This window comes from Neisseria basseii (assembly GCF_962707005.1).
Taxonomy (GTDB): Bacteria; Pseudomonadota; Gammaproteobacteria; order Burkholderiales; family Neisseriaceae; genus Neisseria; species Neisseria bergeri.
Window position 1 is genome coordinate 52,260 of the sequence record NZ_CAUIXH010000003.1, and the last position, 12,790, is coordinate 65,049.

The 12,790-nt window shown below is 51.6% G+C and carries 15 protein-coding genes and 2 pseudogenes; 8 read left to right on the top strand and 9 right to left on the bottom strand.

Annotated elements, in window-relative coordinates:
* Positions 1-116 precede the first annotated feature (116 nt).
* From Q9I99_RS02285 to Q9I99_RS02295, 3 genes are read left to right on the top strand one after another with little or no spacing between them, the layout of a single operon-like run.
* Positions 117-497 carry an MliC family protein gene (locus Q9I99_RS02285; protein ID WP_301668107.1) on the top strand — a complete coding sequence of 127 codons (381 nt, stop codon included), beginning with the start codon at positions 117-119 and terminating at the stop codon, positions 495-497.
* Positions 498-511: 14 nt separating this feature from the next.
* Positions 512-703: an EndoU domain-containing protein gene (locus Q9I99_RS02290; protein ID WP_301668108.1), complete on the top strand. Its 192-nt coding sequence runs from the start codon at positions 512-514 to the stop codon at positions 701-703.
* Positions 704-720: 17 nt separating this feature from the next.
* Positions 721-1,149: a hypothetical protein gene (locus tag Q9I99_RS02295; protein ID WP_301668109.1), complete on the top strand. Its 429-nt coding sequence runs from the start codon at positions 721-723 to the stop codon at positions 1,147-1,149.
* Here Q9I99_RS02295 and Q9I99_RS11535 read toward each other — a convergent pair.
* The 4 genes and pseudogenes from Q9I99_RS11535 to Q9I99_RS02310 form a co-directional block, all read right to left on the bottom strand.
* Positions 1,110-1,298, bottom strand: a pseudogene (locus Q9I99_RS11535) (hemagglutinin repeat-containing protein); the annotation flags it as partial. The gene Q9I99_RS02295 and the pseudogene Q9I99_RS11535 overlap by 40 nt on opposite strands.
* 34 nt (positions 1,299-1,332) lie before the next feature.
* The gene (locus Q9I99_RS02300) at positions 1,333-1,959 is read right to left on the bottom strand and encodes a hypothetical protein (RefSeq protein WP_301668110.1); all 627 of its coding nucleotides are present in this window, start codon (positions 1,957-1,959) and stop codon (positions 1,333-1,335) included.
* A gap of 157 nt (positions 1,960-2,116) precedes the next feature.
* A complete protein-coding gene (locus Q9I99_RS02305; protein ID WP_301668111.1) occupies positions 2,117-2,608 on the bottom strand; it encodes a contact-dependent growth inhibition system immunity protein in 492 nt (163 codons plus the stop codon).
* A 138-nt stretch (positions 2,609-2,746) separates the two neighbouring features.
* A pseudogene (locus tag Q9I99_RS02310) lies at positions 2,747-2,854 on the bottom strand (IS5/IS1182 family transposase); the annotation flags it as partial.
* 191 nt (positions 2,855-3,045) lie between these two features.
* Between Q9I99_RS02310 and Q9I99_RS02315 the strand changes: the two are divergent.
* The 5 genes from Q9I99_RS02315 to Q9I99_RS02335 all read left to right on the top strand — a co-directional run bounded on the left by Q9I99_RS02315 (position 3,046) and on the right by Q9I99_RS02335 (position 9,033).
* Positions 3,046-4,479: an NAD-dependent succinate-semialdehyde dehydrogenase gene (locus tag Q9I99_RS02315; protein WP_301668112.1), complete on the top strand. Its 1,434-nt coding sequence runs from the start codon at positions 3,046-3,048 to the stop codon at positions 4,477-4,479.
* A 108-nt stretch (positions 4,480-4,587) separates the two neighbouring features.
* Positions 4,588-5,373: a fimb protein gene (locus Q9I99_RS02320; RefSeq protein WP_301668113.1), complete on the top strand. Its 786-nt coding sequence runs from the start codon at positions 4,588-4,590 to the stop codon at positions 5,371-5,373.
* Positions 5,374-5,600: 227 nt separating this feature from the next.
* Positions 5,601-7,157, top strand: coding sequence for a TerC family protein (locus Q9I99_RS02325; protein ID WP_301668114.1), 1,557 nt, complete (start codon positions 5,601-5,603; stop codon positions 7,155-7,157).
* 13 nt (positions 7,158-7,170) lie between these two features.
* Positions 7,171-7,917: a 5'/3'-nucleotidase SurE gene (gene surE / locus Q9I99_RS02330; protein ID WP_301668115.1), complete on the top strand. Its 747-nt coding sequence runs from the start codon at positions 7,171-7,173 to the stop codon at positions 7,915-7,917.
* Between the two features lie 102 nt (positions 7,918-8,019).
* Positions 8,020-9,033, top strand: coding sequence for a peptidoglycan DD-metalloendopeptidase family protein (locus tag Q9I99_RS02335; protein ID WP_301668116.1), 1,014 nt, complete (start codon positions 8,020-8,022; stop codon positions 9,031-9,033).
* Between the two features lie 290 nt (positions 9,034-9,323).
* On the opposite strand, the gene Q9I99_RS02340 is transcribed toward Q9I99_RS02335, so the two are convergent.
* The 5 genes from Q9I99_RS02340 to Q9I99_RS02360 form a co-directional block, all read right to left on the bottom strand.
* Positions 9,324-10,136 (bottom strand): DNA adenine methylase, encoded by an 813-nt coding sequence (locus tag Q9I99_RS02340; protein WP_301668117.1) that lies wholly within the window; start codon positions 10,134-10,136, stop codon positions 9,324-9,326.
* Positions 10,105-10,287: a Com family DNA-binding transcriptional regulator gene (locus Q9I99_RS02345; protein WP_301668118.1), complete on the bottom strand. Its 183-nt coding sequence runs from the start codon at positions 10,285-10,287 to the stop codon at positions 10,105-10,107. Before Q9I99_RS02345 ends, Q9I99_RS02340 begins: the two co-directional genes overlap by 32 nt.
* 179 nt (positions 10,288-10,466) lie before the next feature.
* Positions 10,467-10,940, bottom strand: a complete 474-nt coding sequence (locus tag Q9I99_RS02350) for a hypothetical protein (RefSeq protein WP_301668119.1) — start codon at positions 10,938-10,940, stop codon at positions 10,467-10,469.
* Positions 10,937-11,713 carry a DUF4376 domain-containing protein gene (locus Q9I99_RS02355; protein ID WP_301668120.1) on the bottom strand — a complete coding sequence of 259 codons (777 nt, stop codon included), beginning with the start codon at positions 11,711-11,713 and terminating at the stop codon, positions 10,937-10,939. The genes Q9I99_RS02350 and Q9I99_RS02355 overlap by 4 nt, the downstream gene beginning before the upstream one ends.
* Before the next feature lie 21 nt (positions 11,714-11,734).
* Positions 11,735-12,790 (bottom strand): phage tail protein, encoded by a 1,056-nt coding sequence (locus Q9I99_RS02360; RefSeq protein ID WP_301668121.1) that lies wholly within the window; start codon positions 12,788-12,790, stop codon positions 11,735-11,737.

The following is a 12,790-nucleotide window of genomic DNA, read 5'->3' on the forward strand; positions in this document are numbered from 1 at the left end:
TCAGACTTTATTTGGGAGGGGCGCAACCCCTTCCAAATCAGGACGGCACATAGGGCGGTGCTTTAATGTGTCGCCCTGTGTGTTGAAACATATTTTCTTTTTATTGGGGAACTTTTATGAATATCAGGTTTTTCGCGCTGACCGTACCAGTTTTGTCTCTGGCGGCCTGTGCCGTGCCGGAGGCGTATGATGACGGCGGACGCGGGTATATGCCGCCTGTTCAAAACCAAGCCGGCCCGGACGATTTTCGGGCGTTTTCATGCGAGAACGGTTTGTCTGTGCGCGTCCGCCGTTTGGACGGCGGCAAAGTCGCGTTGCGGCTGGACGGCAGGCGTGCCGTCCTCTCTTCCGACGTTGCCGCATCCGGCGAACGCTATACGGCCGAACACGGTTTGTTCGGAAACGGAACCGAGTGGCACCAGAAAGGCGGCGAAGCCTTTTTCGGCTTTACCGATGCCTACGGCAATTCGGTCGAAACTTCCTGCCGCGCCCGTTAAACGGGGCAGCCTGTTTGAACCGCCGTCCGGATTTTTGGGATGGTGCTCGCATCAAAAATGAAGTTGAATATGCATTTGCAAATAAAACAATTAGTATAGAATTGCGCGGTGGAAAACCTACTCGAATATGGAAAGGCATTACACCAAGTGGTGTAAAAGTTGAAGGTTATTTAGAACCAAATATTACTGTTTATCCTAAAATGTAAATTAATAAGGAATAAGTATGAGTTTAATATTTACTAAAGATTTTTTCAAAGATGGAAGTAATGATAGGTTTGGTGTTTTTGAAACTAATGATAATTTAGCTTGGCTAGGTAGTTTTTTAATGGATGATGGTGGAGTAGGAGTTTTGCATTTATTAAAAATGTCAGAATCTTTATTAAAAGAAATACAAGGAAATGCATCATCACAAGAAGAAATTTATCAATATAGAGAAAATTTTGGGGTCATTATTAATGGCGACATAGTACAAATAGATAGCTTGCTAACTGATGAAATTGTTTCTGTGATATCAACAAAAATTTTTACAGAAAAATTAAAAGAATGTATTAATTTTATTAAGAAAAATTATACCACCGAATTTGAGCATCGGACGGTTTTTGTGTCGGATTTGTTTTGCAGTTCGGCCTCCGGCAGGGTTCGGGCTTCCTGATACCGTTCGTAACTTCGGGTTTTGCCGAGTTTGTCTGCAACGGCCGCTGTGGCTTGGGTGGCGTTTTTACCAAACTCCTGCGTTACTTCCCTTTGCAGGTTGATCTCTTTGGCAACCGCGTCTTTGTCGAAGCTGTTTTTCAGACGGCCTTTTGAATTCATACAAGCTATGGTTTGCTTATCTTTATATTTGCATAAATTTCCAATAATCCCGTCCTTCAATTTTCCAATAACAAAATTCGTCCGGTATTAAATACCCAAAATCCATCGCTTTTGAAAACCAGCCATCATAGACATAATCTTCATGACATCTGTCCCAATCCATATGTAAGTACACTTCCGTATCAAAATTGATATAGAACAAAGGCAGCCTCGAAGAAATCTGATTGATTTTTAAGAAATCACTTTGCCGGCCGGAGTCTGAGATAGGATCATTGTACGACAGCTTGTTCTCGACAACGGAATATAACCTTACCGCTTCATCAGAAGTAAATCCCTGAAACATCAGTTCCTTCAATTCATCTTTTTTTAATACAATGACTGAATCTGATTGAAGATAGCTTTCAAAATTATCCTTAGTTAACTGCCAGATACCATTACGGTAATTTTTATAATCATAATTATATTGTTCTTTTGTTATAATTCCTTCTCTTAGATAAATATCAAAAGATATTTTTGCGTTTAATTCAAAATTTTCCTTATAATCAATCAAGTAATATATCTTTTTCTTATAGACAAAAATAGATATGCATTGAATGTACTCAAAAATGTTATCCAATAATTCAGATTTAAATTTCTCAATCTTTTCCATATTTGCCAAATTCCTTAATAACTTTATCTTCAGCAAGTCGTAGCCCGCATTAAACCTATGTAGGTAAGGTGTGTGCGGTACGCACGCGGGCTTTGAGTGTGATAAAAAAGATCGTCTGAAACATTTTTCCGGCTTTCAGACGGCCTTTTATCAAATATTATCGGCAGCGGCTCAATGCTAACCTTAAACCTGCTCCGATTTCTTCAGGGCTGTTATCCAATGATAAAATGACATCGTCTGCATCAATGGCATCCCACGCTTCCAGCTTGACATGGCGGCTCGGGCTGATTTTCAGGCAGCCGTTGTGCAGCCAAATATCCACGCTCATCATGTTTTTAAATAGGGCGCGTCTGGTTTTATAGCCCAAGTTCCCGCATAGCTTGGCAACCCAATCCTCATAGCGTGGTTTAAAATTTTCCTGTTTTAAAAAATCAATACGTTCAGCTTCGTTGTCTAACGTCCTGCTGTTTGCCAACGCTTGCAAGACCGCCGTGCCTAAAGTTTCATTGTCGGTATCCAATGGCAGGATATGGGGGGGATATAGGTGGTCTATTGCCGTTAACCCCAAACCTGAACATGTTTGAACAATCAGAGTTTCTTCATTAGCATAAAAAACTGCCCAATAATTTTGATCCTGTTTAAAAATCATTATTTTATCTCCGTAATTTTGACTTTAATGTTTCAATTTTTGGCATACTCTACCACACGTTGCAACTGCAATCTTTGCTCTTTATATATTGCACCCCATCAAAGGGTTGCATTACTTTTCTTTCTAAAGATTACTATTGTATAGCGGATTAAATTTAAACCAGTACGGCGTTGCCTCGCCTTGCCGTACTATTTGTACTGTCTGCGGCTTCGTCGCCTTGTCCTGATTTAAATTTAATCCACTATATAAAAAGTATTTTTCTTAAACGACAGGGATTGCGCCCACACTATATTCAGACACCGCCCGGATGTTGCGCTGCCCGACCGGATGTTTCAGACGGCATCGGAAGGGTTTGCAGTTTTGGAATATGAAGATGATAATGTCCGCGAGATTGACGGCATTTGAAAGCGGTTATCCCGCATATCGGAGGACACGAAATGAACGAATATTCCCAATTAATCAAGCATCCCGATATTTCCCTTTCTCCGATTTCAGACGGCATCGGGGTCGGCAACCCGGCAACGGGCGAGACTTTGGCGTTTGTCCGCAAGACGGATTCGGACAAACTGAAAAACCTGATTCAAAAGGCGGCGGCCGCACAAAAATTATGGGCGGCAAAAACTGCGTTGGAGCGGGCCGATGTGTTGTGGCGTTGGTATTTTCAGATTAAAGAAAACAAAGAAGCATTGGCGCGCCTGATGACGATGGAGCAGGGCAAAAGCCTGACCGAGGCGCGCGGCGAAATTGATTATGCGGCTTCGTTTGTGCGCTGGTTTGCGGAAGAGGCTCGGCGGATTGACGGCGATGTGCTGACAAGCGTGAAAGCGTCGCAAAAACTGGTCGTGTTGAAACAGCCTGTCGGCGTTACCGCCGCGATTACGCCGTGGAATTTCCCGTCCGCAATGATTGCGCGCAAGGCCGCGCCTGCTTTGGCGGTTGGCTGCGCGATGATAGTCAAACCAGCATCGCTCACACCTTTGAGTGCGTATGCGTTGGCTGTACTGGCTTACGAAGCGGGCGTACCGCAGGATTTGTTGCCTGTTGTCAGTGGTAGTGCTTCGGAAATTAGCCATGAATTTGCTACGAACCCGACTGTGCGCAAAATCAGCTTTACCGGCTCAACCGAAGTCGGCGCGAAAATTTTTGCCGATAGTGCGGCAGACATTAAAAAACTCAGTTTGGAACTGGGCGGCAATGCGCCGTTTATCGTGTTTGACGATGCCGATTTGGACAAAGCCGTCGAAGGCGCGCTCGTCAGCAAGTTCCGCAACAGCGGTCAGACCTGCGTCTGCACTAACCGCGTTTATGCTCAATCCGGCATTTACGATGAATTTTGCCGCAAATTAAGTGAAAAAGCAGCCGCGCTCAAATTGGGCAACGGCCTGGATGAAGGCGTGAACCAAGGGCCGCTGATTGAGGAAAAAGCAGTGGAAAAAGTCGAGCAGCACATCGCCGACGCGCTTGCTAAAGGCGCGGTCTGCCTGACCGGCGGCAAACGCAGCGCATTGGGCGGAACGTTTTTCGAACCGACTGTCTTAAGCGGCGTAACGGCGCAAATGGCGGTAGCTCGCGAGGAAACCTTCGGGCCTTTGTGTCCGGTGTTCCGTTTTGAAACCGAAGCCGAAGTCATCGCAGCCGCCAACGATACGGAATACGGTTTGGCTGCTTATCTTTATACGGCTGATACCTCCCGCCAATGGCGCGTCGGCGAAGCCTTGGAATACGGCATGGTCGGCATCAATACGGGCTTAATCAGTAATGAAGTAGCACCGTTTGGCGGCGTGAAACGCAGCGGTTTGGGACGTGAAGGCAGCAAATACGGTGCGGACGAATATCTGGAATTGAAGTATTTGTGCATTGATGTCGGGTGAAGGATGCCGTCTGAACGGCAGGTTTTCAGACGGTGCCGCATTTTAAGCAGTCTTTATCTGTTGTACAATGCGCCCTGTTTTTACGGTTATTTTTGATTTGAATAAGATATGATGGAAAACGGAAAAACAGTCTCGAGATGGCGGTTTGCCTTGAAAAGTGCGGGCTGGCACCTCTTAATCAGCCTATCGGTTGCAGGGCTGGCGGCATTATTGGTTTTTAAGGTTTGGTATCCTTATCCTTATGCCGAGCTGACGGGAGGGCTGTCGCTTTATAAGCTGGTGGTGGCTGTCGATATTGTATGCGGACCCCTGTTGACGCTGATATTGGCCAGTCCGAAAAAGAAAATCAAAGAGCGCGTGGTTGATTTCTCTTTGATCGGTATGATTCAGTTTGCAGCATTGGTATACGGTTTGCACAGCGTTTCTTTGGCGCGTCCTGTGGTAGAGGCTTTTGAAAAAGACAGGATTAATATTGTTACCGCCGCCGAAGTGGTGGTTGAGGATTTGCACAAGGCGCCGGAAGGACTGCAGAGCCTGTCGTTGTCCGGCATCCGCCGGGTTGCGCTGAAAGAACCTTCCGATGCGGATGAGCAAAACAAATCGTTGGAGTTGTCGTTGCAGGGCATAGAGCCGAGCATGCGTCCGGATCAGTGGCTGCCTTATTCCGACCAAGAGGCGGAGAGGATACGTAAGGCGATGAAACCTCTGAAAGAACTGGCTTATGCAAGAAAGACCACTGTCGCCCATATCTTGAAACAGGCAGGTATTTCTGAAGATAAAGACTGGTATTACCTGCCTTTTACCAGCAGCAGGCAGAAAGATTGGATTGTGGTGATGGATGAGCAGGGAAATGCTCAAGGTTATGCGCCGATAGACGGTTTTATTTCCAAGTAGCTTCCCATGCCGTCTGAATCCGATTCAGACGGCATGGCTTGTTTTGCCGTTGCATTATGAGATGTTAAACTGTGCGTCCCGTTTTTTACGGAAGGTATGCGTATATATGAAATACTGCGGGCAAGGCGGCTGTTCCGTCTGCTGTTTTTTGCGTATGCAGTTTGTTCAGGCAGCTTGAACGTTTCAGGCTGCCTTTCTGCGTTGGAACATTAAGGAATACAAAAATCATGGATTTCAGTTGGTTGGCAGAACCGCATACTTGGATAGGTTTTGCCACACTTTTGGTCTTGGAAGTTGTCCTTGGGATAGACAATCTGGTATTTGTAGCGATTTTGGCAAATAAGGTCAAACCCGCAAAGCGGGATCGCGCACGGATTACCGGCCTGGGGTTGGCAGTCGTTATCCGCATCATCATGCTTGCCTTTATGGCACATATCATCACGCTGACCCGGCCTCTGTTCCAAGTCGGCAGCCTTTCTGTTTCCGGTAAGGACATGATTATGTTTGCCGGCGGCATTTTCCTGCTGTACAAAGCCACAACCGAATTGCATGAACGCCTTGAAGGGCATAACCGTTTCACCGTTGCCGACAGCCAGAAAAAACATGCGTCGTTTTGGGGCGTGGTCGTACAAATCCTGATACTGGATGCCGTATTTTCCATTGATTCGGTCATTACTGCGGTGGCGATGGTTGACCATATCGTCGTAGCGATGGGTGCGGTGGTTGTTGCGATGGCGGTGATGATTTCCGCCAGCAAATTCTTGACCGAATTTGTGGACAGGCATCCTACCGTCGTGATGCTCTGCCTTGGTTTTTTGTTGATGATCGGTTTCAGCCTGATTGCCGAAGCCTTCCATTTCCACATTCCCAAAGGCTACCTCTACGCCGCCATCGGCTTCTCGATTTTAATTGAACTGTTTAACCAGATTTCGCAGCGCAACAGCCGCAAAAACGACTACATCGGCAGCTCGTGGCGCAAGCGCACCGCCGAAAACGTCTTGGGCATGATGGGCATACGCGAAAGCGTGCTTGCCGACGCGGGCGGCGAATCCGGGGACGACGCGCATTTTGAAGAAAACGAAAAATCGATGATACGCAGCGTGCTGACGCTTGCCGAACGCCCGATTATGGGGGTGATGATCCCACGCCGCGACATCGAACGGCTGGACATTTCCCAAAGCCGCGAAGAACAGTATGCCCAACTGCAAAACACGCCTTACAGCCGCCTGCTCGTTGTCGGAAAGGCGGGCGTGGACGAACCTTTGGGCTACATCAACAAAAAAGACCTGCTGTCCCAACTGCTGGAAACGGGCGGTCTCGACATTCAGACGGCATTGCGCCAGCCACTCGTCCTACCCGACGGCACGACCGCCTTGGGCGCGCTCGAACTCTTCCGCCAAAGCAGCGCGGATTACGCTTTGGTGGTGGACGAGTTCGGCGCGGTATTGGGTATGGTGACGATGAAAGACCTGTTGGAAGCCATTGCCGGCGACTTTCCCGAAGAATTCGAACGCGAAGAAGAACCCGCCGTTCAAGAAAATCCCGACGAAAGCCTGACGGTGGAAGGTTCGTTAGAATATGTGGAGCTGGCATCCCAACTCAACCTGCCGCAGCAGGAGGAAGATACCGATTTCCATACGGTTGCCGGGCTGATTATGGAAGAATTGCAAACCATCCCCGATGTCGGCGATTTTGCCGATTTTCACGGCTGGCGGTTTGAAGTGGTCGAAAAAGAAGGGCAGCGTATCGAGCGGGTCAGGATTACCAGGCTGCCCGAAGAATAAGGCGGGATACGGAATGAACGTTTTGATTTCCAACGACGACGGCTACCTCTCCGAAGGCATTGCCGTTTTGGCGCGGGTTGCGTCGGAATTTGCCAACGTCAGGGTGGTCGCGCCCGAACGCGACAGGAGCGGAGTCAGCAATTCGCTGACGCTCGACCGTCCTTTGCAGCTGAAACAGGCGCAAAACGGCTTCTACTATGTCAACGGCACGCCGACCGACTGCATCCATGTCGGTCAGTTTGCCCTGCCCGATTTTAAGCCCGATGTCGTGTTTTCAGGCATCAACAGAGGGGCGAATATGGGGGACGACACGCTTTATTCTGGGACGGTTGCGGCGGCGACCGAAGCCTATCTGATGGGTATGCCTGCTGTGGCGTTTTCTTTGAACGACAGTTCCGGACGCTATTGGCAGACCGCAGAGCAGGCGGTATGGAAGGTGTTGGCGCATTTTTTTAAAAAACCGCCGTCCGCGCCCGTTTTGTGGAATGTCAACATTCCTGCTGTCGCACCGGAAGATGTCAGGGGAATCAAGATTACCCGTTTGGGCAGACGGCATCACGAGCAGAACATCGTCCCGTCCCGCAATCCGCGCGGCGAACAGATTTATTGGATAGGGCCGGTCGGTGAAGTTTCCGATCGGGAAGAGGGAACAGATTTCGGTGAATGCGGCGCAGGTTTCATTACCGTAACTCCGCTGCAAATCGACCTGACCGCCTATCCGGACATGGCGGAAACGGCGGCCTTTTGGCATACGGACTGACCGTTTTATCAAATACCGTCGGGCTTTGCGCTTGAGAAGAACGCGCATTTTTATTATGATATACCGCATTCAGGCTATATATCGGAACATGAAGGTTATCTTATGTTGAAACAAACGACACTTTTGGCAGCTTGTACCGCCGTTGCCGCTCTGTTGGGCGGTTGCGCCACCCAACAGCCTGCTCCTGTCATTGCAGGCAATTCAGGTATGCAGGACGCACCGTCTGCATCGGTTTACAATCCTTATGGCGCAACGCCGTACAATGCCGCTCCTGCCACCAACGATGCGCCGTATGTGCCGCCCGCGCAAACTGCGCCGGTTTATACGCCTCCTGCTTATGTTCCGCCGTCTGCACCTGCCGTTTCGGGTACATACGTTCCTTCTTACGCACCCGTCGACATCAACGCGGCGACGCATACTATTGTGCGCGGCGACACGGTGTACAACATCTCCAAACGCTACCATATCTCTCAAGACGATTTCCGTGCGTGGAACGGCATGACCGACAATACGTTGAGCATCGGTCAGATTGTTAAAGTCAAACCGGCAGGATATGCCGCACCGAAAACCGCAGCCGTAGAAAGCAGGCCTGCCGTACCGGTTGCCGTACAAACCCCTGTGAAACCCGCCGCGCAACCGTCCGTGCAGTCCGCGCCGCAACCTGCCGCGCCCGCTGCGGAAAATAAAGCGGTTCCCGCCCCCGCGCCCGCCCCGCAATCTCCTGCCGCTTCGCCTTCCGGCACGCGTTCGGTCGGCGGCATTATTTGGCAGCGTCCGACCCAAGGTAAAGTGGTTGCCGATTTCGGCGGCAACAACAAGGGTGTCGATATTGCCGGTAATGCCGGACAACCCGTTTTGGCAGCGGCTGACGGCAAAGTGGTTTATGCCGGTTCAGGTTTGAGGGGATACGGAAACTTGGTCATCATCCAGCACAATTCCTCTTTCCTGACCGCGTACGGGCACAACCAAAAATTGCTGGTCGGCGAAGGTCAGCAGGTCAAACGCGGTCAGCAGGTTGCTTTGATGGGCAATACCGATGCTTCCAGAACGCAGCTTCATTTCGAGGTGCGTCAAAACGGCAAACCGGTTAACCCGAACAGCTATATCGCGTTCTGACTTTCCGTTTGCAATCGGGTTAAAAATGCCGTCTGAAAGGTCTTCAGACGGCATTTTTGTTTTGGCGGCTGTGTTTTCAAATCATTCCGAAGGGACGGGGCGTATAAATTTGTTTGACTGTGTTTGGGTATTTGCTTGATTTCATCCGTTTGCAATGGAAAAGCCGCTTATTTCCGTTGAAGCCGCGCGCGATAAATATCCCCACTTCGGCGCGATAAATCAGTCCTGATATTATTGCACCCTATACAACAACGTTACAAATCCCACCTTACTTGGTGGGATTTTTTACATCAAGCCGGCTCTGCCTGCTCCGTGTTGATGGGGTAATTGGCAATCAACAGTTCGTCAGCCTCGGTAGTGGCCTCCTTATTGATACTGTAGCGCAGGCTGACCTCTTTAAACTGGAAGCCGGTGAAGATCTCCCTAATGGCCGGCACGTCGTTAATCGACAGCAGGAAGCGCCCTTTGATGTGGCGTAGCTGCTCGGCCAGCCGTTCGAAGTCAGCCTTAGCAAAGATGCCTTTGCCGTACATCGTCTCACAGTTCCAATACGGCGGATCAATGTAGAAAAAGGTGCCAGGCTTGTCGTAGCGGGCGATGAAATCATCGTAGTTGAGCCGCTCCAGCATCACCCCCTGCAGTCGTCGGTGGCTGTGTTGCAGCTCTTCGGCCAACCTGTCGGCGCGGAACTTGGGAGGACGCGTGCTGGTGGCGGCACAGCAGAACTCGGCCACCTTGCCGCCGAAACCCATGCGGTGCAGATAGAGGAAGCGCACCGCACGCTGGATGTCGGTCAGAGTGGTGGGATTGCAATGCTGCAGCCGGCAATACTCATCGCGGCTGGGCAGCAGGTATTCGGCCTGCCGCAGCAGCTCAGGCAGGTGGTTTTGAACACACCTATATAGGTTGATGACATCAGCGTTGATGTCGTTGATGGCCTCCACTTTGGATGGCGGCTTTTTGAACAGAACCCATGCCGCACCGCCGAACACTTCGGCGTAGCAGGTATAGTCTGACGGGATTAACGGAATGATGGTACCGGCCAGGCGGTATTTGCCGCCCAGCCAGCCCCTAAGCGGACTGACGGGATGGGTGTTGCCCATGATGCTTGCTCCTTGAAGTTTGGTGCTCACAGGCACTCCGGGTTGTTAAAGAACCAAATTGGTTGACCGCTTTGCAGCGCGGGCATTTGATTTCCAGCTTACCCTCGCCTTTGGCCAACAGCTTATTACAGTTTTTGCAACGATATTGCATTTTTGCAGCTCCCACATTACCAGTATGTTAGAATCCGCCCACCTCTAGAGGTGGCGGCCTTGGGTCATGCAGGCCTGGTCTGCGTGGCTGGCGCGGTTTGGTGGGCAAACACCGGCCGCGCCGCCGTCTTACTTATTGCGTATACCCGCCCCTGTGGCGGGTATTTTCATGCCTCCTCCTTAATATAGGGCGCGCACGATGGCGGCAAGGTCGTTGGGCGACCAGCGCCAGCAGTCGGGTAGCTCTAGGGCAGTCGCACACCATTCGCTGCAGAACCAGCGGCGGCGGTTATGCCGCAGCCCGAAGGCGACGCCCAATGCGCCCCTCAGGTCGTAGCCCTGCCCCTCGGTGGCCGCCCACACCCGCTGCAGCTGCTCGTGTGCCTCCGGGGTGGAGGGCAACGGAATCAAATCCCATTTAGCCGCCGGCAGCGGCATCACTTTGCGGCGCACGCCTTTATCGCGGATGCTGGCGGAGTAGCAGGTATAAACCGATGCCTGCGGATGCTCGCGCACCGCAATCTCGCAGTGGCTGTATTGTCCTCGTGTGAGGGCACGGGTCAGCCAGTCGGTGGCTCGGGCACACCATACGCGCCAGCCGCTGCCGTCGCGATGGCCTTTGTAGAGGGCTAGATAAATTTTCCGCTCGCTCATCTGTTGGTCTCCCCGTCTTCAATTTGCTCATAGTTGGCCGTCCAGCCGCCGCTGTAGTCATATTCCAGAGGATTTTCGGCTTTGAGCATGGCCGCTTTGTGTTTTTCGGCATTGGCAAAGTCGGCTTGTTCGTTATCGTGCATAGTCTGCATGATTTCGCGCAGCAGATCGGGAGTTAGCTGTAAAAAGCTGTTATCCATCGTCTTCCAGTTGATGGGCTTTTTAAAACCGCCCGTTACACTTTCCAGCGCCAGTGCCAAATATTGCAGGCGGGTGGCGTCATCGGTTTGAAACCATTTGCCTACGGACTTGATATAAACCCCATGCCGCAGGTTGTCGTAACGCTTGGCCTTGATGCGCTCCCACATCTCATCCTGCTGTTCGGCTTTGAGCCGGGCGGCAACGTCCGGAGGCAATACCCAAGCCTTCGCTTTGGCATCCCATGTTTGATGCACATTTTCACGCGGGGTAAAGGTCAGTTCGTCAGGCAGCTCGCCCACCTGTTCAACCTGCACCTCCGCGCCGTCGTCGGTGCGGTAGGCGGTTTTGCCGCGATGGTCGGGCAGGTATTGCCATTCGGCCCTTTCGGGTAGCCAGCGGGCGGCGAAGCCTGCGCGGGTTTCGGGCGGCTGGGTGTCCACGCAGCCGGCCGGCAATAGGTAGCCGCCGTCTGCGGCTAGCGGGTCGAGGTCGGCCACGGTTTGGTGCAGGTAGAGGTTGTCGGCATCCAACTGGCAGACGGGCTTGGTTGGTGGGTATTGGTTCTCGCTCATGATTTATCCTTTCAGACGGCCTTAAATTTTGATACAAGCCAACAATGCGATGTTGCGCGGGCGGTTTTCGTTGGCCGTGGGAACAACGCGGGAGGCGTCGAATGTGATGGCGCGCGGAATATTGTCATTTCCGCCGTTGCCTTCGGCTGTCCACTGTTTCCATGATTTTTCCACGCCAAACGCGCCCGTCGTCTCGATGTAGTCGAACAGTTGCAGTGCGCCGTTTTGGCCGCTGTCTAATTTGCCCGTGATATTACGAATGGCGTCGCTTTGCCCGCTGCCCAGTGCCCGCCTGCTATCTATGCCGCGTCCGTCGTCCCAGCCGCGTATAAATTCACCGCGCAGGTCGGGCAGATTGAAGGTGGTGCGTCCGTCGCCTGCGCCGTAGGTGGTTCCGACAGCTTGGAAGAGGGCGGCATAGAGGGTGCGCGATACGGCCGCGCCGTTGGCTTTGAGCCAGCCGGTCGGGGCGGTCTGCCCGGCGAAGTACATCACGGCGCCGCTGGGTATCATGCCGGCGAGGTCGTCGACATTGAGCAGGCGTTTGCCGTCATAGCGCAGATCGCCGTCGTTGCGCATGGACAGGTATTTTCCGCTGCGCTTGTTGTAAAAATAAGCGTTTACGTTGTTTGCGCCGATTTGCAGGTATTGGTTGGCATTAAAGTCGCCCACGCTGTCGGCCACAATCGCGCCTTTTTTCAGGGTGGTGAGGCCGGTAAAGGTTTTGTCGCCGCCGATTTCTTGGTTGGCGGTGGTTTTGACGGCTCCGTCTGCCGCTTTTTTAGCGGAGACGGCTTTGTCGTAAGCCGCCTTCACCGCCTTCGGTGTAGCCGCCTGCTCTTCGCTGTTGCTGTCAGTGGCAGACGAGAGTTGTACGATGCCGGCCTTGGTGGTGCTGGCCGCACCCGGTTTGTCCTCCTCCTGCTTCTTCTTCAAATACTGCGTCCGCGCGGCCAGTTCCTTGGCCTGCCGGTTGGCAATGTCGTTCGGCCCGCCCAATACCGGATCGGTGGTTTCCAGCTGGTAGATACCTTCCGCCCATTGCGGGTTGTTCAGTTCTTCCGTGATATTCGCCAT